The sequence below is a fragment of the Arthrobacter sp. DMZ02-1R genome, assembly GCF_057747935.1.
Genome location: NZ_CM173230.1, coordinates 2,858,975 through 2,881,040 on the forward strand (window position 1 = coordinate 2,858,975; position 22,066 = coordinate 2,881,040).

The 22,066-nt window shown below is 61.2% G+C and carries 20 protein-coding genes; 9 read left to right on the forward strand and 11 right to left on the reverse strand.

The annotated features are described in order from the left end of the window. Nucleotide 1: 1 nt before the first annotated feature. Genes AC3ANQ_RS13795 through AC3ANQ_RS13805 form a run of 3 tightly spaced genes read right to left on the reverse strand, consistent with a single transcriptional unit; the run spans nucleotide 2 to nucleotide 2,533 of the window. Nucleotides 2-571, reverse strand: coding sequence for a VOC family protein (locus AC3ANQ_RS13795; protein WP_488301575.1), 570 nt, complete (start codon nucleotides 569-571; stop codon nucleotides 2-4). After that, entirely contained in the window at nucleotides 568-1,563 is a 996-nt protein-coding gene (locus AC3ANQ_RS13800) for a LacI family DNA-binding transcriptional regulator (protein ID WP_488301576.1), read from the reverse strand. Before AC3ANQ_RS13800 ends, AC3ANQ_RS13795 begins: the two co-directional genes overlap by 4 nt. Continuing rightward, entirely contained in the window at nucleotides 1,550-2,533 is a 984-nt protein-coding gene (locus AC3ANQ_RS13805; RefSeq protein WP_488301577.1) for a Gfo/Idh/MocA family protein, read from the reverse strand. The genes AC3ANQ_RS13800 and AC3ANQ_RS13805 overlap by 14 nt, the downstream gene beginning before the upstream one ends. A gap of 151 nt (nucleotides 2,534-2,684) precedes the next feature. On the opposite strand from AC3ANQ_RS13805, the gene AC3ANQ_RS13810 reads away from it, so the two are divergent. The 7 genes from AC3ANQ_RS13810 to AC3ANQ_RS13840 all read left to right on the forward strand — a co-directional run bounded on the left by AC3ANQ_RS13810 (nucleotide 2,685) and on the right by AC3ANQ_RS13840 (nucleotide 9,093). Continuing rightward, nucleotides 2,685-3,332, forward strand: a complete 648-nt coding sequence (locus AC3ANQ_RS13810) for a bifunctional 4-hydroxy-2-oxoglutarate aldolase/2-dehydro-3-deoxy-phosphogluconate aldolase (RefSeq protein ID WP_488301578.1) — start codon at nucleotides 2,685-2,687, stop codon at nucleotides 3,330-3,332. After that, entirely contained in the window at nucleotides 3,329-3,877 is a 549-nt protein-coding gene (locus tag AC3ANQ_RS13815; protein ID WP_488301579.1) for a P-loop nucleotide/nucleoside kinase family protein, read from the forward strand. The genes AC3ANQ_RS13810 and AC3ANQ_RS13815 overlap by 4 nt, the downstream gene beginning before the upstream one ends. 378 nt (nucleotides 3,878-4,255) lie before the next feature. After that, nucleotides 4,256-5,674, forward strand: a complete 1,419-nt coding sequence (locus tag AC3ANQ_RS13820) for an MFS transporter (RefSeq protein WP_488301580.1) — start codon at nucleotides 4,256-4,258, stop codon at nucleotides 5,672-5,674. 183 nt (nucleotides 5,675-5,857) lie between these two features. Further along, nucleotides 5,858-6,670 (forward strand): sugar phosphate isomerase/epimerase family protein, encoded by an 813-nt coding sequence (locus AC3ANQ_RS13825; protein WP_488301581.1) that lies wholly within the window; start codon nucleotides 5,858-5,860, stop codon nucleotides 6,668-6,670. A gap of 150 nt (nucleotides 6,671-6,820) precedes the next feature. Then, the gene (locus AC3ANQ_RS13830) at nucleotides 6,821-7,612 is read left to right on the forward strand and encodes an SDR family NAD(P)-dependent oxidoreductase (RefSeq protein ID WP_488301582.1); all 792 of its coding nucleotides are present in this window, start codon (nucleotides 6,821-6,823) and stop codon (nucleotides 7,610-7,612) included. A 405-nt stretch (nucleotides 7,613-8,017) separates the two neighbouring features. Continuing rightward, nucleotides 8,018-8,287 (forward strand): hypothetical protein, encoded by a 270-nt coding sequence (locus AC3ANQ_RS13835; RefSeq protein WP_488301583.1) that lies wholly within the window; start codon nucleotides 8,018-8,020, stop codon nucleotides 8,285-8,287. A 575-nt stretch (nucleotides 8,288-8,862) separates the two neighbouring features. Continuing rightward, nucleotides 8,863-9,093, forward strand: a complete 231-nt coding sequence (locus AC3ANQ_RS13840; protein WP_488301584.1) for a substrate-binding domain-containing protein — start codon at nucleotides 8,863-8,865, stop codon at nucleotides 9,091-9,093. A 192-nt stretch (nucleotides 9,094-9,285) separates the two neighbouring features. Here the strand turns inward: AC3ANQ_RS13840 and AC3ANQ_RS13845 are convergent, their stop codons facing one another. The 4 genes from AC3ANQ_RS13845 to AC3ANQ_RS13860 form a co-directional block, all read right to left on the reverse strand. After that, on the reverse strand, nucleotides 9,286-10,299 hold the full coding sequence (locus AC3ANQ_RS13845; RefSeq protein WP_488301585.1) for an ABC transporter permease: 1,014 nt from the start codon (nucleotides 10,297-10,299) through the stop codon (nucleotides 9,286-9,288). Then, a complete protein-coding gene (locus AC3ANQ_RS13850; protein ID WP_488301586.1) occupies nucleotides 10,296-11,864 on the reverse strand; it encodes a sugar ABC transporter ATP-binding protein in 1,569 nt (522 codons plus the stop codon). Before AC3ANQ_RS13850 ends, AC3ANQ_RS13845 begins: the two co-directional genes overlap by 4 nt. An 81-nt stretch (nucleotides 11,865-11,945) precedes the next feature. Then, nucleotides 11,946-13,043 (reverse strand): sugar ABC transporter substrate-binding protein, encoded by a 1,098-nt coding sequence (locus tag AC3ANQ_RS13855; RefSeq protein ID WP_488301587.1) that lies wholly within the window; start codon nucleotides 13,041-13,043, stop codon nucleotides 11,946-11,948. A 263-nt stretch (nucleotides 13,044-13,306) separates the two neighbouring features. Further along, the gene (locus AC3ANQ_RS13860; protein WP_488301588.1) at nucleotides 13,307-14,404 is read right to left on the reverse strand and encodes a sugar ABC transporter substrate-binding protein; all 1,098 of its coding nucleotides are present in this window, start codon (nucleotides 14,402-14,404) and stop codon (nucleotides 13,307-13,309) included. A 361-nt stretch (nucleotides 14,405-14,765) separates the two neighbouring features. On the opposite strand from AC3ANQ_RS13860, the gene AC3ANQ_RS13865 reads away from it, so the two are divergent. Next, a complete protein-coding gene (locus tag AC3ANQ_RS13865; RefSeq protein WP_488301589.1) occupies nucleotides 14,766-16,808 on the forward strand; it encodes a 3-hydroxyacyl-CoA dehydrogenase NAD-binding domain-containing protein in 2,043 nt (680 codons plus the stop codon). 76 nt (nucleotides 16,809-16,884) lie between these two features. Continuing rightward, nucleotides 16,885-18,072, forward strand: a complete 1,188-nt coding sequence (locus AC3ANQ_RS13870) for an acetyl-CoA C-acyltransferase (RefSeq protein WP_488301590.1) — start codon at nucleotides 16,885-16,887, stop codon at nucleotides 18,070-18,072. Nucleotides 18,073-18,822: 750 nt separating this feature from the next. On the opposite strand, the gene AC3ANQ_RS13875 is transcribed toward AC3ANQ_RS13870, so the two are convergent. The 4 genes from AC3ANQ_RS13875 to AC3ANQ_RS13890 all read right to left on the reverse strand — a co-directional run bounded on the left by AC3ANQ_RS13875 (nucleotide 18,823) and on the right by AC3ANQ_RS13890 (nucleotide 21,936). Continuing rightward, nucleotides 18,823-19,113, reverse strand: coding sequence for a hypothetical protein (locus AC3ANQ_RS13875; RefSeq protein WP_488301591.1), 291 nt, complete (start codon nucleotides 19,111-19,113; stop codon nucleotides 18,823-18,825). A gap of 503 nt (nucleotides 19,114-19,616) precedes the next feature. Continuing rightward, entirely contained in the window at nucleotides 19,617-20,051 is a 435-nt protein-coding gene (locus AC3ANQ_RS13880; protein WP_488301592.1) for an SDR family NAD(P)-dependent oxidoreductase, read from the reverse strand. Between the two features lie 6 nt (nucleotides 20,052-20,057). Further along, nucleotides 20,058-21,496, reverse strand: a protein-coding gene (locus AC3ANQ_RS13885) for an IS3 family transposase (protein ID WP_488301593.1) whose coding sequence is annotated in 2 segments (ribosomal slippage) — nucleotides 20,058-21,115 and nucleotides 21,115-21,496 — 1,440 coding nt in all. Because the reading frame shifts where the segments join, the coding sequence is not laid out codon by codon here. Between the two features lie 5 nt (nucleotides 21,497-21,501). After that, nucleotides 21,502-21,936: an SDR family NAD(P)-dependent oxidoreductase gene (locus AC3ANQ_RS13890; RefSeq protein ID WP_488301594.1), complete on the reverse strand. Its 435-nt coding sequence runs from the start codon at nucleotides 21,934-21,936 to the stop codon at nucleotides 21,502-21,504. Nucleotides 21,937-22,066 lie beyond the last annotated feature (130 nt).

Genomic DNA, 22,066 nt, shown 5'->3' on the forward strand with positions numbered 1-22,066 from the left:
TTTAAACGTCCTTCCTGAAAGTGTCTTGAGTTGCTGCCCAGTCCGCGGGACCGACCAGTCGTGGTGGGTCTGCGACGCGGGACCGGTCGACGATTTCCATCAGCAGCCCCCAAGGGGTAATGAAGTAAGTCCAGCGGTTTCCCGCCACGCGCGGACTGTCGCCGGCGACTTCCTTGCGCTCACCGAACACGCGCACTCCCGGGGTTTCCTGCAGCACGGCGACCGCTTCGTCGACGTCGTCCACAACGAAGCACAGGTGGTGCCCGCCCGCGTCGCAATGCCGCGGCGGGGTTTCCCGCCGCTCAGCGCTGCTCCATTCGAACAACTCGATGTTAAGGTTCGGAGGCAGTCGCAGCATGGCGAGGGTGAGCCGGGCATCAGCAGGGACATCGAAGTTCGTGGGCATAAACTCGGGGTCGGGTCCGCGGTCGGAGCGGTACAACTCCTCGGCGCCGAGCACCTCGACGAAGAACCTGATGGCGTCCTCGAGGTTCGGAACTGTCAGACCGACGTGGTCGGTGTGCCGCAGCCCGGGCAGCCGGCGCAGCGTCCTTGCGCTGACCCCGGTCATTCGCGCGGCCCTGACGTGGAGGCGCGCACCAGAAGTTCAGGTTCCAGAACGACGTGGTCTACCGATCCGTTCAGGTTCTGCTTTTCTGCCAGCTCGATCGCGATGTTTCCCATGTCAGCAATCGGCTGCCGCACTGTGGTCAGAGGCGGGTTGAACCGGGCGCCCAATGCCAAGCCGTCAAAGCCCATGACCGATACGTCCTCCGGCACGCGGATACCGCTTTGGCCAAGGGCCGAGATCACCGCGAAGGCGACCATGTCGTTGGCGGCGATAATCGCCGTCGGGGGATTTTCCATCTCAAGAAAGTGCTTTGCCGCGCGCGCACCTGCGTCCGGATCAGACCCGCTGTCGAGTACAAGGGGCGTGCTGCTGCCTTCCACTGACAGCTCCAGATACGCGTCCATCCGGTCCTGCGCAGTGTGGGTCCCGGAGATACCGGAAACGTAACCGATCGAGGTGTGACCCAGGGAACGCAGGTGCTCCAGGGCGAGGACTATTCCGCGGCGGCTGTCGACGGTGACCGTTGGAACCGAGGAGTCGCCTTCCACCCGGTCGATCACCACAACCTTGTGGCCAAAATCGAAGCGTTTCAGCGCGTCGGTATCGACTTTCGTGGAGGGCGCGACGATACCGAAGGGTGCGTACATGGCCTGCATGGCGGTGAAGTATCCCTCCGTCTTGGCAGGGTCTCCGTTCGTGACGCAGAGCAACAGCTGGTAGCCGCGCTCATCAGCGGCCTGCGTCATGGTCTTGGCAAGTTCGGCAAAGAACGGGTTGGTGATGTCAGGCACGATCAGGGGGACGAAGGTGCTGGTCTTTCGACGCAACGCCTGGGCGAGCGGGCTCATCGTGTAGCCGAGCCCCTCGGCAACCCGGAGGATGTGTTCACGTGTTTCGCTTTTCACCGCTTCCGGACGGGAGAATGCCCGGGAGACCGTAGAGCGGTGGACACCGGCCGCCTTCGCGACAACGTCAATACTAAGGTCTGCCATCTTCTCTTCCTCCGTGGTCGTCATATGCCTGCCAAATCGGGCGCATCGTATCTTCAAGCTGGGCCAGCGTCGGCAGCCCCCGGAATCCATCTTCCAGCGTTTTCGCGACGCGGCGCACGAACGCATCATAGAGAGGGTCACTGTCAACGCCGATCACGGCGGACTCTGTTGCCCCGTCCAGCGTGGTGAACGTGGCAGAACCGTCTGAGTCCACTGAGGCGAATCCGGCCTCGCCTGCCGACGTGTAGCTGCAGTAGCGCTTCAACGGCGAACCCGGGAACGCGTACCCCACCTCGATGATGGCTTCACGCCCGCTCGGGGTGGTTATGATGAGGCTGGCATGGTCCTCAACACCCGCACCGTGCAGAACGGAAGAGAGCCGGGAATCTACGCTCTCCGCTGACTCGTTACTGCTCTGCAGGAACAGATCGACAAAATGCGGTGCCAGATTCGCCAAGCAACCACCACCTGCAGCAGCAGGGTCCAGCATCCAAGGATTGCCGTTATCCAGGTAGCGCGAGGGCGGCCCGGCGATAAAGGAGATTCTCTGGTACGTCGGACGACCGGCCTTTGCCAGCCAACGGTCAATGGGGCCGCCCCGCTGAACGAACGGGACTGTCGCGGGCACACCGGCCGCTTCCGCGGCCTTCCGCACCTGGACAAGTTCCGCAAGGGAGGTGCCCAGAGGCTTCTCTACAACAAACGGAATGCCGCGCTCGATCAGCGCAAAACACTTCTCCGCCATCCCGATGTGCGGGCCGAAGACATAGGCAAGCCCGAGATCCGGCAGATCCACCAGGCTCCGCCAGTCAGCCTCCACGGGAGCGCTCCACGCTTCCGCAAGTCCCCGGACGAGCGATACGTTCTCGTCACTGATGCCGACGACCTGGTGCTCTTCGCCGATCGCCCGCGTACAGAGCGGGACGTGCCAGTGCGAAGCACCAAGGATGATCGTGCGTGGTCCACTCATCTGCCAGCCCCTTTTGCTTAGTATGAGATCGATTGCTGAGATCGGTTGCATTCAGCGTATGGATAGTGGGAAAGTTTGTCAACGACACTTCAACAAAGGCCCGGGGCGCTCCAGAACATGGAGACCGCCTGGGCCGCGAGAAAGGCCAGCAATGTACAAAAAACTTCACACCCTTCAGACGATCGACCGGTCCGGCGCCGTGCTCATCGTGCGCCTTGGAAATGAAGATCTGGCAGAACGCGTGGCGGAGGCCGCGATTGCCGGAGGTTTTCAGGCCCTTGAAATCACGCTCTCGATCCCGGGCGCAGTGGACGTGATCCGACGGCTCTCTGCCAAGCATCGGCCCAATGGAGTAGCAGTCGGAGCCGGAACAGTTCTGGACGAGCACTCAGCCTACGAGTGCATCCGCGCCGGCGCCGACTTCCTGGTCAGTCCCCAGCTGAACCCGGCAATGATCCGGATGGCCAACCGGTACCAGGTGCCGACAATCAGCGGCGCATACACGCCCACGGAGCTTGTTGAGACTGCCGAAGCCGGCGCTGACATCCTCAAGCTCTTCCCCACCGAAGCCGGCGGCATCCCCTACGCAAAATCGATCCTCGCCCCCCTGGCGCACCTGCCGGTCATGCCGGCAGGCGGCGTCACCCCCGGGAATGTCGCCGAATGGTTCGCCGCCGGCGTCGCGTGCGTTGGCGTCGGCAGTGCCGTGACAAAAGCATGGCAACCGGACGGCGACTTCTCCCGTGTCACCGAGGCCGCCAGGGAGTTCCTCTCAGCGGTGGCAGAGGCCCGCCAATGACGGCCCCCAAAGTCTTCATTGTCATCGGCCCTGCCGGATCCGGAAAGACGACCATTGCCCAGCAAACAGCAAAAGAGCATGGAGCCGCATACCTGGACAAGGACCTGATCTGTGGCCGCCTTGTCGAGTTTGCTTTGAAGGCAGCCGGACACCACCCCGGCGATCGGGAATCCAACGGGTTTTACCGGGAGAATGTTCTGCCCCTGGAGTACGAGACGCTCATGGATATAGCCGGAGCGAATCTGCGACTGGGACGATCGGTCGTACTCGATGCACCCTTCGGTGCGTACTTCGCCGTACCGGACTACCTGACGCGCGCCGCGGAAGAATTCCACTGGCCTGCCTCGGAGACCACGGTGGTGCGGGTGCAGGTCCCCCAGGATATTCTCCGGGGGCGACTCATTCAGCGGGGCCTGGAGAGGGACCGGTGGAAACTCGCGCATTGGGACGAGTACTGGTCATCGTACGGCAGCTTGGACTGCACCTGGTCCGGAGTCCGTTTCCTTGATCTCAACAATGAGAAGTCCCTGCCAATTCAGGGATGACTCTTTAGGTCCGGCTCGTGCGGATCGGTCCTCGTTTGTCCTCTCGTTACGTGCCGGCGAAAGGATTGGACCTCCGTTCCCTGAATCGAAAATAGCCGTTGACAGAGCCGACAAGCCTACGTATCGTTGCTTGCAACCGATCTCAGCAACCGATCTCATTCATGAAATGGTTGCAATCGATCTCACGGGGAAGAGGCTGGATCAGCTTCTTCCCACAGCAAGTCAGGGCAGCGCCTAGGCGTTGCGCCGACACTTGGCCTTGGCCTTCGATTGTCCCGTCGAGCCGGGTTACAGCCGGGCCAGACCCGCACACCGTTTCAGGTGTCCGGGAATATTCCAATACCCCTCCGCAGCAAACGTGAAAATATGGAGAGTTCAATGAAGACCTCAAAAGAAGCCGTCGGCAGTCCAGACCCTTCGGAGCTAGCCGACGTGTCTGAGCACCCTCGCCGCACCGTCAATATGGTGGCGGGCACGATCGGCCACTTCGTGGAGTGGTACGACTGGTACGTCTACGGGCTGCTGGCTGCGGTGTTCGCGGGACAGATATTCCCAAGCGAGTCCCCGTTCGCCTCCCTTATCGCAGCACTGCTCACCTACGCGCTCGGGTTTGTTGTACGCCCGCTTAGCGGAATCATCATCTCTCCACTGGCCGACCGTTTCGGCCGACGGCTCATCCTGACGCTGTCCATCTCCGGGATGGCGCTCGGCTCTCTGATCATCGGTCTCACCCCTTCATTTGCGACCATCGGCTATGCAGCGCCCGTTCTCTTTCTGGTTGCACGCATCCTCCAGGGCATCTCGGCCGGTAGTGAGGGACAGAGCGCCATCGCCTTCATGGTGGAACACGCTCCCGCGAACCGGAGAGGCCTGTTCGGTTCGTTCACCAACATGGCGAGCGGCCTCGCAACCCTCGTCGCGACCGGCGCCGCGGCAATGGTGACATCATCCTTTGCTCCAGCGGACCTCGCCGCCTGGGGTTGGCGCATCCCGTTCGTCGTGGGGGGCATCCTCGGCGTCGTCGGTCTCGTCATACGAGCCCGCTCAGATGAGACCCCTGAGTTTGAGGCAACTGCTCTCGTCGATCAAAAGTCCGCCGCGGCCCGCCTGATGGACCTGCTTCGCGAACACCCGAAGGCGCTGCTGCAGGCAGCAGCGCTCTCTGCCCCGGCCGTGGCCTACTACACCTGGGCCACCTTCCTTCCCACCTACGCCAAGCTGACCACCGGCCGGGACCTGGCCTCCACCCTGGCCGGAAACGTTATCGGGCTCGCCTTGCTCGTCATCATCGTGCCGATCTGTGGCGCGCTCTCTGATCGACTCGGCCGACGCAAAATCTTCCCAATCATCGGTGCCATCGGCATGATCGTCCTCTTCTACCCCATGCTGCTGCTGCTGAACCAGCCGGGCTTCTGGGTATACGTTCTGGTATCGGCGTCCGGGTGGGTGGTTCTCGGTATCTGGCAGGCCGTCTACCCGACCATCCAGGCAGAACTGTTCCCAGCTGCGGTACGGGTATCCGGCATCGGCTTCGCACACCAAATCGTCATCGCCGTCTTCGGTGGTACCGCGCCGCTGATCGCCGCAGCCTTCGTCGGCGCCGGACATCCCATGTACGTCGCGGTCTACATGATCGCCATTGTCGCCCTCTGCCTCATCGCCTACTTCACCCTCCCCGAGACCGGCAGCCGGGCCGGCCGTGCCACCGTAGCTCCCGCCGACCCCGAGGTACTCGAAGGCGAGCACCTGCTCTTGAGCACTTCGTCGGCCGCCGGCGAGGCGAAGCGTTCCCAGTAGGCACACCTGCCCCTAGGAAGCCGTGGCAGCTCGACTGGGCAAGAAGGGGCGTGTCTGCCCCGGGGTCTCTTCGAGCCGCCCGGCTCACCAAGGATGCGATCCCTTACGCAGGATCTAAATCCACATTGCGTTATGGATAAAACAAGTTTTCTCCATAGGTGCAGAACTGAGAGGATAATCTATATGATTATTAGTACATTTTCCTATCTATGGTCAGCTACGGCAATTGATGCGATTGCGGAACTGGTCGACAATGGGTATGAGACCTTTGAAGTTCCGATTAGCTCTCCACATTGTTGGCCGGACGAAATATCCAGCTCGGAACGCTCAGCAATTTATGCAAGACTCAATGAATACGGCGCCAAAATCAGGTCGCTCAATGCCGGCGGATATGACATCAATCTGGCTAGCCCTGGCGCTAATATGCGCCGCAAAAGCATCGAGCATATTAAGTCGGTGATTGACTTGGCTGCAGCTTGGAATGTCCCCGAGCTTGTGATATCCCCCGGCACAAGACGTCCCATGATTTCACCGTCACTCGAAAAAGCCTATGGGTGGATGTACGAGAGTCTGGAGAATCTCATTCCGTTGGCCAAACAGGCTGGCACACGACTACTTTTAGAAAACACTCCGTATTGCTTCACTCCTACCATCCAGGACCTGGCACGTATCGTAAGCACGGTCAACGACGATTCACTCAAGATCGTGTATGACGTCGCGAATGCTGCTTACATAGGAGAGGACCCCGTAGATAGTTTGCTCTCCAACCACGAATCAATTGGACTTGTGCATATTTCCGATACGAGCACCGAAACCTGGGGTCATGATCCAATCGGCACTGGAGTGATCGACTGGGATGGATTAGGCAAGGCCGTCAAAACAACCTGCGGGGTCGATAACGTTGTTCTTGAGATCATTCGCGAAGAGAACCCTGTACGCGAATTCAAGAATGCGATGCGGGATTTCAAGAATCAGGGCTGGGAACTAGGAAATTAACTCCCGCTGGATCTCGAGGCCCATCATCCGATGGTTGTCAAAAAATTGAATCGGCTTACTTTGCGGATTGAACTGTCCATGAATTTCTATCATATTTTGGTAATCTAAGAATGATTCCCAAGTGAATCCATGTCAAAAGGAGTGTATGCAATGAGAGCTTTGGTCACCGGCGGAAGTAGCGGCATAGGCGCGGCTACATGCCTGAGACTCGCAGAGGCGGCTCTTGCTCGGGGGGTGCACCCGATGATTGCGGTGTGTGGACACGAATCGAACAGTATCCAAGAGCAAGTTGTTCGTTCCATCCAGTCAATGGGAGGTACCGCCATCGCATTGGCAGGCGACCTTGGAGATCCCGAGGTGCCAAGTCAACTCGTGGGAGCTGCGGTAGCCGAATTCGGTGGCCTGGACGCGTTGGTAGCGAATGCCGGAATCGCTAGCCCTGGTGCCATCTGTGACTTGTCCATTGAGGACTGGGACAGCATGTTCTCCGTCAACCTCCGCGGCCCGTGGCTTCTTGCCAAAGCAAGCTACCCTCACTTGAGGCAGAGCCGCGGTTCCGCCTGTTTTACCTCTTCAATGTCTGGCCAGCTACCACATGCCGGATCAGGCGCTTACAGCCCCAGCAAGGCTGCGTTGACGATGCTGGCTCAGACACTCGCATTGGAATGGGCACCTGACGGAATTCGTGTAAATGTGGTCTCCCCGGGCATGACTCACACACGGATGACCGAAAGAATGTACGCCGATCCCCAAATCAAAAAGGCAAGGGAAGATATTATCCCGCTGGCAAGAATTGGCGATCCCATGGACATCGCCAACGTGATCGAATTTCTTGTGAGTCCGCTATCGGGTTATGTCACCGGCCAAGACATCTGCGTCGACGGTGGCTTCTCTAAATCTATTCTTAGCCATATTCCTGGACGACCCAGCTCCAAATCCTGAACCCTGAGCTGTAGCAATGCCTGGGTAAGTGACGGAGACGTCGCCCCGGAGTAACGGCAGTTGCCGGTCCTGGAATCCCTCGTCGTGGTAGCAAGTTCGCAATTGTAGCGTTGGCTCCGCCCATCGTGTCGGTGACGGACGCAGTGCTTGGCCTCGGGGACAACCCGCCGAAGTGTGGACGTAATAGAACCAGCGTCAGCGGTCATACATCATCCGTCTGTGCGCCGGAGGAGTTATGGGAGGGCGGTTCCTCTTGAGGCCGCACTCCCCTATCAGCGCATACGGGCTGAACGGCCTGTCGGTCTCCAGAAGCTGCCACGGACTAGTTGGAGCAATCCGCCCGTTATGGGCATGGGGACGCGTGGCCGCGGTCGGGGTCGGTCTAAGAGTTGTTCGGATGATGCGGTGCTGGAGCTTTCCGCTTCGGCCAGCGATGTTCATCGGCACGCCGGTCGCTTTCGACCGAGGACGGCGTTCATCCTCGGCCTGGAGACGGTGCTGTTGATGCGCCCCGGCAGGGCTGACGACGCTCAGCAACTGCCCACACAACGTTTCAAGCACTTGATGCGACGAGATCCCGGCAAGGACGAGCAAGCTGCCATCGCCAACCTCGAACCGGTGCTCGCCGCAGTGCTCATCGCCGTGCAAGAAACCCAGGAAAAGAGCTTGCGATGATGCCCGGCGAGTTGTTCGCCCCCAGTGCGATCAACGTCGACTGTGCAGCCAAAACGCAGAAAAAACTCCTTCGCAGCAGGGGTTGCCGGCTTCCTTGCGGTCGTATTCGTCCAGCAAATCCCTTTCGCTTTTCCACTCCCCCGCTTCGCATTCCCACACATCTGCCAATGCGGAAAATCGAGCCACCAACGTTACTAATGAGATGGGTCATTGGTGTGCCACAAAGATATCCACAAATTGGACTTAACCCGCGTAATTCCGGGGATTTTCGTACCCACCTCCTATAACAACTTTGGTGCCACGGAGTTCTCGTGGTCACGCCGCTCATTGTTAAGTTAGGAGGTGGGTGCGGGTGCGGTGTTCCCTAGGCAGAATCTTCCCTGCGTGGTGAACCGGGAAAACACATGCCTGAGGTGGGACTCGAACCGGATTTCTCGACTTGAAAACGCTGGGGACCCGCCAAAACATGCGGAGTACGGGCCCATACGAGGGCAGTACGAGCTAGTCCAAGGCCAGGAGCGTGGACATTGGTGCACACGCCCTTCAAGTTCTGAAGACTGCGGTCGGCCGCGAGGATGGGACGGGTCGAACCATCGACGATCGCCGGGCCCTTAAGCCGAGGCCTCCATGGCACGGGGATGGAGATCCCAGACGACATCAGCGTGGCCGGTTTGGACGCCCACTCGATGGCCCCAATGTTCATCCCTTCCCTTGCCACCGCACGCAAGGACTTCGCCGCGCTCTGCCGCCATGGCACAGCCCAACTCCTCGCCGCCCCTCAAAAGCGGATCCGCACTCGCGCTTGAAATCGTGGAACCGCTTCAGCCTCAGACACGTGTTGGTAGCCGGGGAGAGTGCGATTTTGCCCGGAATCTAGGGGTTCCTGCGCTCGGCACCTCGCGCTAGCGTTCAACTGCACGTCGAAGAATCGCGGGGCTTCAGGACTGACCGGGAGGCGCCTATGATGGACGCCACGTTGCTCGTCGCGAGAGCCCCTCTCATGCCTCACCTGATCGCTTCCGCGATCGTGTGTATGCATCGAGTGATACCGCACCAAGCACGATCACGCCGAGGGCAACCTCTTGCATCGCCTGTGGAAATGCAAGGATGTCGAAGACGTTGTTGATGGTTCCAAAGATCAGGATGCCTACGAGTGTCCGCCACATGGCGCCTTCTCCGCCGAGTAAGGAAGTCCCCCCGATGATGACGATCGCGATCGAGTTGAGCGTGACTCCGACGGCCACACCTGGCTGTCCGACGCCAATGACCGAGGCCAGGACGATTCCTGCGAGCACGGCGAGCATCGCAGTCAGCATGTAGGTACTTGCCCGGAGTGCGATCACGGGCAGTCCCGCCAGCCGGGCGGCTTCGTTATTGCCGCCGATTGCGTAGATTCCTCGGCCGTAGACGGTCTTGGAAAGCACGAACCATCCTCCCGCGACGAGGATCGCGAGCAGCCAGACGGAGAGGGGCGCTCCGAGGAAGTCTTGGTCCGAGAGGAAATCATAGCCGCCTGCGGCCATGGAAACCGGTTTGGAGTTCGTGAACAGCAAGGTCAGGCCGCTGAACAATGATGAGGTGGCGAGGGTGGCAATGAACGCGTTCACTTTGGCCTTCGTGATGAGGAAGGCATTGATCAGACCGAGAAGGCATCCGATTACCAAGGTGATGAGTATCGCGGGACCCGCAGGCATCATTTGGGAAAGGGTTGCGTAAGACACTCCGCCGATAGCCAGCACGGAGGCCACCGAAAGGTCGAAACCTCCGGCGATGATAATGAACGTCATCCCTACGGCGATGATGCCGACAGGGGCATTCTGGCTGAGTATGTTGACCAGGTTTCCTGGGTTAAGGAAGCGGGGGTTGAGGAGGATCGCCGTAATGACGAGGAGGATGAGGACCCATACCATCCCGAGGCTCGTGGCTCTCTCCCTCAGATTGAGTCTCCTAGTTGGCGCCGCTCTAGGAGTAGCGGTGTTTTCGGGGGTGTATCTGTCTGTGGTGGCGCTCATGCGTTTTCCTTCAATCCGAATGCGGCTTTCAGTACGTCTTCCATTGCGATCTGCTGATCGCCGTTTCGCTCTATCAGTCCCATGCTTTGGCCCTTAGCGACGACGAGTACCCGGTCGGATACAGCCAGCACTTCCTCGAGCTCGGATGAGACCATGATGACGCCGATGCCATCGGCGGCCATTGCCCGTAAGGTCTCAAGGAGCTCCCCCTTTGCGCCTATGTCTATGCCGCGTGTGGGCTCGTCGGCGAGGAGCACTCGCGGACGGTCGTACAACCACCGCGCCATCAGCAGCTTCTGCTGGTTGCCGCCGGAAAATCTGTCGCTGCGTTCACCGAGTCGAGCTACTGGAAAATTCAGCTTTGAGGCCGCCTCGGTGACCATGGCACGGAGTTTCCTTCGTCTAATCACGCCGCCGGATGAGGCGGAGCCAAGGTTGGACAGCGCGATGTTGTCCGCGGCGCTGCGGGGCATGACCAGCCCTTGTCCTTTCCGGTCCTCCGGGATTAGCCCGATTCCCAGCTTGCGCGCGGCGCGCACAGTTCGCGGCCAGGCGGAGTCGGTTCCGGACAGGCGGATGGTTCCTCGTGCCGTCGGTTCCGCGCCGGCAAGCGCCCTTAGCAGAGTGGATCGACCCGAACCTACAAGACCGGCGATGCCAAGTATCTCCCCTGGCTTCACTTCCAGGTCGATGTTCTCGATGACTCCCGGCACAGTAAGTCCCGCCACTTCAAGGACCGGCGCGAGGCTCGGCTCAACGGATCGCGCGAGCGTATCGACTGGCTGGTCCATGAGCACACGGCCAAGGGTCTGGTCACCTCGCTGCTCACCAAGCATGGCGCGCACGAGTTCGGCTCGGGATTTCTCTCCCCGACTACTCGTGGTGATGGCTCGGCCATTTCGGAAAACCGTTACGCGATCGGCGAGTCGTTCGATTTCGTCGAAGTTGTGGCTCACGATCACGACGGTGACGCCGCGCTTGCGTAGCCCCTCAATCGCCTTATAGAGCGCTTCCCGTTCCTCGACAGCAAGCGACGCGCTAGGTTCATCGAAGAGGATGACGCGAGGTTCGATCACGAGAGACCGCATGATCTCGAGCAACTGCTGCTCTGCCACCGAGAGGGTGCCCGCGGGCACCCCAGCAGGAACGACATGAACATCCAGCACGGCGCACAGCTGGACGTATCTCCGACGCATCTCGCGGCTGGAGAGAACTCCGAACCGGGAAAGCGCGGATCCAAGAAAAACATTCGCCGCTGCATCCAGATGAGGGACGATCGTGAGTTCCTGATAGATGGCCGAGACGCCGCTCCGGCGTGCCGCGCGAAGGTTTCCGGGTTCAAGCGGCTCACCGAAGACTTCGACCGCTCCCGCGTCGAAATCGACGCGGCCGGCGATTGCGCCCAAAGCCGTGGACTTGCCCGCCCCGTTCTCGCCGATCAGCGCGTGCACTGTTCCTTGATGGATCTCGACGTCCACATCGATCAAAGCGCGGGTGGCACCGTAGGTCTTCGACACCGCTTTAAGCGCGACGGCGACAGCCGGTTCCGATTGCGAAGGCTGCATTGCCTGGACTTCTTTCTTTACTGGGCTGGGGCGGCGTTCGCGTGACCGTCGCCCCAGCCCTGAGTGGGGTGAACTGCGGCGTTAGCGTAGCTCGGCGGGCAGTTGGGAGATGGTTTCCTTCGTGATTGCGAAGGGACTCTTCGCAGTGCCGACGACCGAGTCATCCACAAAGCGGGTGCCGGCGTCGCCGCGTTGCGCGGCGGCGATGGACTCGAGGTTTACCTTCATCTGGTTGTAAGGGAAGAGCAGCGTCGAGAGCTGGACGTTCCCTGCCTGAATCTGTTCGATCTGGAACTTGCCGAAGCCCTGGTCCACAATGTGAACCTTCCCGGCCAGGCCGGCCTTGTCCACGGCCTGGAGGACGCCCTGTGTCAGGTCTGGCGAGGACGCAGACATGATGAGGGTGGTGTCAGGGTGGCCCTGCAGGTAGGTCTGGGTCTTGTTATACGCGTCAGTCGTCGTCCAGTCGGTGTAGATCGAATCAAAGGTGTAGTCGGGGTGGTCCGCCGCGAACTGTTTCATTGCGGCTCCTGCGACTCGCGTCTGCGTATTGGTCGCCGGGCCACTAACAACAAGGACCTTCTGCTTACCAGGGTTTGCCTTTGCTGCGGCGGCGAACCAGCCGTCGGCGTAATCGCGGGTGTTGTTGCTGCCCACGAAGTTCAACGTCCCCGGCGCCCAGACCTCGTCAACCGACTTACCGGCCAGATTCGTGCCGTCATCGCACAGTGGCGTGCCTGAAATCGACGTTAGGATGTTGGCCTTGGGGAAATCATGGGTGAGAAGCTTGCAGTCCATCGCGCCGTCGAGGGCCATTACGACCGCGGCGCCGAAGCCCCCGGATGTCATTGCCGTCTGCATTTGGTTGAGCTGCTTGTTCGGGTCATAGCCTGCGTCGAACAGGGTCATGTCCATGCCGAGCTTCGAGGCAGTCTCTTTCGCCGCGCGCTCCTGCTCCAACCCAAATGCATTGGCCACCCCCGGGATAAAGACGGCGACCTTGAGGCCAGGGCTGGTCTTCAGGTTGACCGTCATGTTATTGCCGACATCGATCGCGACGGTGCCAGCGGGGGCTTGACTGCCCGGGTTACCGCTGGCACTTCCCGCGCAACCGGCCAAGGCCAACAGCACCGCCGTCGATCCAGCAGCCAACATGACCCGTGACTTCGTTGTACGCATAATTCTCCTGATTGCCTTTTGCCGGCGCCGTAGGCGGCCGGGTTGCATGTTTGCGTCGCGAAGCTTCTTTGCTTCGCGATCGTGGTGGGTGATTGGGCAACGCTATTTCCGTGCGTGGTTGCCCGTCAGTAGAAGAGCTGCATCTTGTGAATGCTTTAGATTGTGGTGACTCTTTCGGGATAACCAAAGGAGGCCGGGCAAGCTCGGAAGGGGGACGGTCGAGGTGTCGATATCCCCGCGTATAGCGTGGGTGAACTGCCGAGCTAGCGTAGATCGGCGGGCAGTTCGGAGATGGTTTCCTTCGTGATCGCAAAGGGGCTCTTCGCAGTGCCGATGACCGAATCATCGACAAAGCGAGTCCCGGCGTCGCCGCGTTGCGCGGCGGCGATGGACTCGAGATTTACCTTCATCTGGTTGTAAGGGAAGAACATCGTCGAGATCTGGACGGTCCCTGCCTGAATCTGTTCGATCTGGAACTTGCCGAAGCCCTGGTCCACAATGTGAACCTTCCCGGCCAGGCCGGCCTTGTCCACGGCCTGGATGACACCCTGCGAGATGTCGGGCGTGTATACAGTCAGGACGAGGGTGGTGTCCGGATGGCCCTGCAGGTAGGTCTGGGCCTTGTTATACGCGTCAGTCGTTGTGTAATCGGTATAGATCTTGTCCACCGTATAGTCGGGGTTGTCCTTGGCAAACTTCGCCATTGCAGCTTCCGCGACGCGCGTCTGGGAGGCTGTTGCCAGTCCAAAAACTGCAACGACCTTTTGCTTACCCGGGTTTGCCTTTGCTGCCGCGGCGAACCAACCGTCGATGTAAGCGCGGGTGTTGTTGCTGCCCACGAAGTTCAACGTCCCCGGCGCCCAGACCTCGTCAACCGACTTACCGGTCTGGTTTGTGCCGTACTCACACAGCGACGTGCCTGAAGCCGAGACAAGGATGTTTGCCTTGGGGAAGTCTTCCGTGAGGACCTTGCAGACCACCGTACCGTCGAGCGCCTGCACGACCGCGGCATCGTAGTTTCCCGACTTCAGTGCTGTCTGCATTTGGTTGAGCTGCTTGTTCGGGTCATAACCTCCGTCGAACAGGGTCATGTCCATGCCGAGCTTCGAGGCAGTCTCTTTCGCCGCGCGCTCCTGCTCCAGCCCGTATGCATTAGCCACCCCCGGGATAAAAACGGCGACCTTAAGACCCGGGCTGGTCTTCAGGTGGACCGTCATGTTATTGCCGACATCGATCGCGACGGTGCCAGCGGGGCCTTGACTGCCCGGGCTGCCACTGGCGTTTCCAGCGCAACCAGCCAGAGCCAACAGCACCACTGCTGATCCAGCAGCCAACATGACCCGTGACCTCGTTGTACGCATAATTCTCCTGATTGCCTTTTGCCGGCGCCGTAGGCGGCCGGGTTGCATGTTTGCGTCGCGAAGCTTCTTTGCTTCGCGATCGTGGTGGGTGGTACGCCGACGCTACTTCCATACGAGACTGTTCGTCAAGAGAAAAGTTGCACATTTTGGATGTTGCTATCGTAATGTGCATATTATTGCTCATTGTGAGGCAATTTCGAAGATGCATAAGCGCACTTCGACATGAGTGTCCGTGGCCTTCTTTCTTGCGTGAATGAGCTGCCGCAAACGGGGAGAGCTTGAATCTTTAGGATCGCCAGCGCGGCCCGACACAGTTTGCCGGACAGCCCAGGTTCATCATTCGTCAACCCGAGGGAGCATCATGACCGAGACCTTCACCACCTATCACGACAGTGGCGGCTTCCGCTTTGCCGTCCTCACGCTAGAGAATCCAGACCACCGCCCGGCGATCATGGGTCCGGCATCCTTGGCCAATTTCACGGCCGCGGTGCGCGCCCTGGACTTGTCCAGGGTGGATGCTGTGGCCGTGACCGGCGCGGGTTCTGTGTTCTGTGCCGGCGCGGACCTGAAAAAAATGACGGAGGCCGCCACGCCCGAACAGGCCGAGGAAGTGGCCCGCCAGGGGCTTGACGCCTTTGGCCTGCTGGAGGCGCTTCCAGTGCCCACTTTTGCCTTCGTCAACGGTGTTGCGCTCGGCGGCGGACTGGAGCTGGCCCTGCACGCGGGCTATCGGACGGCCGCGGCTTCGGTCCGGGCCCTGGGCTTTCCCGAGGTGCGACTGGGCCTGATCCCGGGCTGGGGCGGCATCCCGCGCACGCTGGCTCTAACTGGCCCGGAACTGACGGCCCGCCTGGTGGTCACGGATTCGCTCGCTGGCAGGAACCTCTCGGCGCAGGCTGCCGCCGACCTTGGCATGGTCGATGCCGTGCTCCCCGAGGATGGCTTCTTAGCCGCCTCGCTTGATTTTGCCGCTGGCATCCTCTCCGGCACGGCCCAGGCCCGAAACGCCGTTCGGCCCAGCGTCGGCGGCCCAGAATCCGGCGTCCCCTCCGCCGCGGAGCCCGCGCTTGAGGACATCCGAACCCAGCTCGATACACGTCTGAAAGGTGCCGCGCCTGCACCCTACCGCGCACTGGAGCTCATCGCCGCGGCTGCCGCCGACCCCATCGGACCGGCCGGCCCGGCCGCGGAGATCCGGGCTTTCGGTGAGCTGCTGCTCTCCGACGAGGCCCGCGCCAGTATTTATGCTTTCCACGTGACACAGTCTCTGGCGACGAACCCCGCCGGACGTCCCGCCGTCGAACCTTTGCCTGTGCGCGCCGTCGGCGTCGTCGGTGCCGGGCTGATGGCGAGCCAGCTCGCATTCGTTTTCGCGCAGCAGTTGCGCGTACCGGTGCGGATCACGGACCTGTCGCAGGAGCGCGTAGATACAGCCTTGAGCTGGGTTGCCGGTCAGCTTGATAAGCTCGTGGGCCGCGGCCGCTTGGATGCTGCCGGCGCAGCCGCCGTCAGGACCTTGGTGACGGGCGGCACGGACAAGACAGCCTTCGCCGACTGCGACGTGGTGATCGAAGCGGTCTTCGAGGAATTGGACGTTAAGCGGGCCGTGTTCGCCGAACTGGAACCGCTGCTCCGGCAGGATGCACTGCTGCTGACCAATACGTCCTCGCTGTCCATCGAGTCCATGGGTGATGCCCTCGTGAATCCCGGCCGGCTGATCGGTTTCCATTTCTTCAACCCGGTGGGCGTGCTGCCGTTGGTGGAAATCATCACCACCCCGCAGACGGACCAGGTCACGCTCGCGACGGCGTTCGAGCTGGCCAGACGGTTGCGCAAGACGGCCGTGCTGGTCACGGACACGGCAGGTTTCGTGGTCAACCGCGTCCTGACCCGGCTCTTCAACGAGGTCCTCGCCCTGCTGGATGACGGCGCCGACCCGCACACTGTGGACCATGCCCTGGACCCGTTGGGCTTGCCCATGACGCCGCTGCAGTTGCTGCAGTTCATCGGCCCGGCGGTCCAACTGCACATCTGCGAGAAGATGCACCAGACCTATCCGCAACGGTTTTCCGTCAGCACCAGCCTCAAGAGCCTTGTGGCCGAGGGACTGCCCGGGTATCTCGACGGCGGCGGCCGCATCTCACCTGACGCCGCCGGTCTGCTCCCGGCGCCCGCGGCAGCAGATGCGGCCGCCGTCCGCGGCCGGATCCTGGCCGCGCTGGCCGAGGAAGTCAGGGCGATGCTGGCTGAGGGCGTGGTAGCCGGGCCGGAGCAGATCGACCTGTGCATGGTCCTCGGCGCCAACTACCCCTTCCACGCCGGGGGTCTGACCCCGCTGCTGGACCGGGAAGCAGGCACCGCGTTCCACCCGCGGCTGCGGGTGCCCGCTCCCGCATCCACTTAGCCCGCAGAACGCGGGCCTTGACGCGCCACAGCAACAAAGACCAAGACTTTTAGCCAGTCCACGTCCAAGGAGAAAAATGAATCGAAGTACTGATGTCGTCGTCGTCGGCGCCGCCCGCACGCCGCAGGGCAGGCTGATGGGCCAGCTAGCCCCGCTGACCGCTGTTGAGCTCGGCGGCGCGGCGATCGCCGGAGCGCTGGATAAGGCGGGGGTCCGCCCCGACACGGTCGACGCGGTCATCATGGGCCATGTGCTCCAGGCGGGCGCCGGCCAGAATCCGGCCCGGCAGTCCGCCGCCGCCGGAGGCATCCCGCTCAACGCCCACGCGGCCACCGTCAACAAGGTATGCCTGTCAGGGCTCAGCGCCATCATCGAGGCAAGCCGGCTGCTGCGGCTGGGAGAGGCCACGGTGGTGGTTGCCGGTGGACAGGAATCCATGAGCAACGCCCCTCACCTGCTGGCAGGTTCCCGGGCAGGGCACCTTTACGGCGACGCAGCGCTGATTGACTCCGCCGCCCACGACGGCCTGACCGACGCCTTCGATCACGCGGCCATGGGACTCGCGACCGACCGCGCCAATGAGGCGCTGGGCATCCTCCGCGCCGACCAGGACAGGGCCGCCGCCGAGTCCCACCGGCGCGCAGCCGCGGCCCAGGCTGCCGGGCTTTTCAACGCCGAGATCGTCCCGGTCAAGGTGCCGCGGGGCCGCGGGGAAGCCGAGCTCACCGCAGCCGACGAGGGCGTCCGCGCCAGCAGCAGCGCGGGCTCTCTCAGCAAACTCAGGTCAGTTTTCTCCCCAACCGGCACTGTTACCGCCGGCAACGCCTCCCCGCTGAGCGACGGTGCTGCCGCAGTCGTGCTGACCACCCGCGGCTACGCGGAGAACCACAGCCTCAGAATCCTCGCCACCGTAGGGTGCCCGGGTCAGATCGCCGGCCCAGACACCTCGCTGCCGGACAAGCCCGCCCGGGCCATCATCAAAGCACTCAACACAGCCGGCTGGGCCGTAGAGGACCTGGACTTCGTCGAGATCAACGAAGCCTTCGCCTCCGTAGCCCTGTATTCGGCGGAACTGCTTGGTCTCAGCCTTGATAAAGTCAACGTCAACGGCGGAGCGATCGCCCTCGGCCATCCCATCGGTGCATCCGGCGCCCGGGTCGTCGTCTCAGCCGTGCACGAACTCACGCGCCGCGGCACAGGCAAAGCAGCCGTGGCCCTGTGCGGTGGCGGAGGTCAGGGAGAAGCACTGCTCCTGTCCCGCTGACTTTGCCTAGTACGCGTCAGTAACCTAGACCGGAACCCACTAAAAGTTCGATTTCTGCGGCGCGTTCGATCCAACCGACCATCCCTTTTGCGGGTCACCCATCGCGAAAAGGCGTCAGAACAAAAGACGGGCCTACGGCTAGCCTCCATGGGCCCGTCCCGGGCATTCGCCGATCCCTGATTCGGTCACTTCAATGACGGACCGCGTGGCACAAGTCGGCGGCCACGTTAGACACATTGCGTGCCACCCTATGACGGTGAAACATCCAGGCCCTTGCGCAATTACGGCCGGACCCTGGGACTACTTCAAAGAGGTGAGCGCGCCGCCGGACCGGTACTCACTGTTGACCCTGTTCCCCACATCAACTTCTTTCCCCTGCATCGAGAACCGGTATCCGAACGGCTTCTCCTTCGGGCAACTTCGTGCCCACAACCGCGTGTCATCGTGCCCCTCCGAGAAAGCCCAACGGGATCGGCGCGCCGCTGGGCCCGCCGATCCCGTCAGGGGCTCCGAAGTTCAACGAGCTTGGGCATGTCCGCTAGGATGTTCGTTCGCCCAGTCCATGGGTCTTCGGCCATTTGTCGCGGAAGTGGTCAAGTCCTCCTAGTTCAGCTGTCCATCCATCTGGCGCCAGGCATGCTGGTACGGTTCTCTACAGTTGGGCGGGAGGAAAGGCCGGCTCCGAGTTCCGGAACGTCGTGTATCCGCAGTACGGCCAGCTGACTTCGAGCCATTGACGGACCGGGCTTCCTACGCGGCTAACAGCACAGATCCATGCATCGGCTCGATGCCTGCGCTAGTGGCACCGTCGCTGCAGGATTCAGTCGAGACGGGCTTGCTGTCATCTCGTTCTTGGGTAAGCCCGCAGGGCACGTCGGTGCTCAGTTCCACCGTGTACCGGCCCGGAGCAAGCCTGGTAACGAGGATACCCCTGACCGGATTGTCCATGGCGAGGTCCTGGAGTTTTAACTCTGCGGCGTTCAGCTTCTCGTCAACTTCAGATTGGGTGACGGCGGTTATCATGATTCGCGGAGCGGTCATGAGCATGATCTAGGACCTTTCTAATTAGGTTCTTTTGCGGGGAGCCCCGAGGGGCAGGCTCGGTTACCTCCGCAGGCTGTGGTTTGAAGTATGTACGTGTTTGTCATTCGGGACGGTCACCTATGGGCGCCTGTGGACTCCCATTTGTAGGTCATCCAGACCTCATTCCCGTCCCCTTTGGTGATCAACTGACGCTGGTGTACCCCTTCGGCCGCGAGCCAAAGAATCGAGCCATCGTTCGTCACAGCGTCAACCACCCCAGTCCGGACAATCCGTCCGTTGTTTCTTATTTGCACAGTTTCCCCGACGACGGGAATCCAGTCATTTTGCATGTGGTATTTCATCCCCCCGGGGTCCCTTCATAGATCTGTGTTCTGCATACCTGGCGCCTCAAGTCCGCTTACAGCCACGGGCTAATTGCAGGTGAGTTGGATCGCTACCTGCGCCAAGTCAGGACAAGCAAGCTTGGGTCTCTTAGTCCATTCCTGGACTCAAGGCTGTGATCAGTGACTTGTGAATCCGCCGTCTATGACGAGCTCCTCACCGGTGACGAACTTCGCTTCGTCGGAAGCGAGGTAGAGCATTCCGTAGGCGATGTCCGAGGGGTCTCCTACGTAGGGCGGGAGAGGGACGTTGCCTTGGTTCATTTGCTCCCTGGTGTATCCCGCCGCCCGGGCCATGCCAGTGTAAATGGGGCCGGGGTGTACGGAATTGACTCGGATATTGTCCTTCGCGTACCACTGTGCGGCATGCTTCGACAGCGATCGGACGGCGCCCTTCGAAGCTGAGTAGGCTGCCCCGCCGGCATCTGCCGCGCCGCCGACGATCCCGCCGATCGACGATACGTTCACGATGGATCCGTGGCCAGCGGATTGCATGACAGGGATGACGTGTTTCATGCCCAGCCAAGCGGAATTTTTCAAGCTGAGCGGTACCAAAGGGAGTTAGGCGGCTGATGGTTCTGTGATTTCCTGGGGCTGGTTGATCCACGCGGGTCCTGGGAGCGCGAGGATTTTGGGGTCGGTGGTTGTGGTGAAGCGTTCGGGGTGTTTCGCTCGGGCTGCAGCGAGCGTTGCTGAGCGCTCTGCGGCCACGCTCGCGGCGTGACCGTAGTGGACGTTCGCGGGGGTGTGGAACCCGATTCCGGAGTGCTGGTGGTGATGGTTGTACCAGTCCACGAAGCCGCTGATAAACGCCCCGGCGTCGTGGACTGAGGCGAAGCGTTCGGGGAATTCCGGACCGTATTTCAGGGTCTTGAACAGCGCCTCGCTGTAGGGATTGTCATTGGACACCCGGGGCCTGGAGTGGGACCTGGTGACCTCCAGGTCCGAGAGCAGCGCGGCCACCGTTTTGGACGTCATGGACGTTCCCCGGTCCGCGTGCACAACCTGGGGGATGCCATGGATCCCAAAGATTCCCTTCATCATTTCCACCGCCAGGACTCCGGATTCGGTGGCGTGGACGTGCGCGCCGACGATGAACCTGGAATGGATATCGACCATCATGTAGCAGTCGAAATACTTGCCCTTGACCGGGCCGGCAAGTTTGGTGATATCCCAAGTGAACACCTGGCCCGGGGCCGCGGCGACCAGTTCAGGAACCGCCCGGGGCGGATGCTTGGCCAGCCGGCGGCGTTCCTTGACCTGCTTGTTCTCCTCCAGCACCCGGTAAAAAGTCGACAGCGACCCCAGATAGATCCCGTCATCCAACAGCTTCGTATAGACCTGCATGGGCGCCAGATCCACGAACTCCGGCGAGTTCAGCGCCGCGAGGATCCCGGCCCTTTCGGCGGTGCTGAGTTTGTTCTGCGGCACGACCGGCAGCTGGTCCCGCGGCGGGGCCGGTTTCCGGTTCGCGGTCGTCCTGGAAACGCCGGTCAATGATGCTGCACGGCGCGTGGGGATCTTCAGTTCAAGCATCGACCGGTACGTGGCCATCAGCGTTTCTTGGACCGGGGCCCGTCCGGCATATCCCCTGAGGCGCTCTCTAAGAACGCCTGTAGTTTTCCCATCAGTTCCAGGGCTGCCTCGGTCTTCTGCAACCGGCTCTCACTCACCTCTAGCTGGCGGCGCAAACGCGCGTTCTCGGCCTGGTCCGCCGAGAGTTTCCCGATCGTTTCCCCGGCCTTCTTCCCGGCCAGGACCCCGGCGTCACGCAGCCGGCGCCACTCGGTCATCTGCGAGGAATACAGACCCTCCCGTCGCAGGAAAGCACCGCCCTCACTGTTCTCACACGCCTTCTCGTACGCGGTCAAAAACTCGAGCTTCTGGACGGGGGTGAACGACCGACGAGGCCGTGGTCCACCAGCCCGCGGCCCGGAACTACCACTGCTACTACTCACAGCACTATCTTGGCGTACTGCACTCAAAGCTGGACTGGACATGATTACTAGATTCCTGGTTCTCGCCCCACGCGATCAAACGGACTTGCTACGAGCCCCTGGTACCGTTCCAGCCTGACAGGTAGGGAAGTCCCCGTAGCGTTCACTGCAATCACTCTGTTCCAGTCATCGAGCTCAGCGGCAAGTATGCCTTTGTCAGCGTGGATGCCGGCATTGTTGATGAGGATGTCAACCGTGCCCCATTCAGCAACCGTTTCGTTCACCACTCGCTTCCAGGATTCGGAAGCTGTGACATCCAGGACGCGTGCAACCGCGTCGCCTCCCTCAACCGTGACAGCCTCGACAGCGTGTTCCAGCGCCTCTTCGGAAACGTCCGCTGCGACGACTCGGGCACCTTCAGTCGTGAAAAGCTGAAGGGCCGCGAGACCCATCCCGCTAGCGGCTCCAGTTATGATTGCTACCTTGCCAGCCAAACGTGACATTTTATAATTCCGTTTCTTGTTCGAAGAGTTTCGGGCGGTGAGTCGGTTGCCAGGGAGGCCGTCGCCATGCTGCTGGCAAGGAGTGGCCCGCCGCCAGAGACCTGATCCGTGGAGTTCCAGCTCGAAGCAC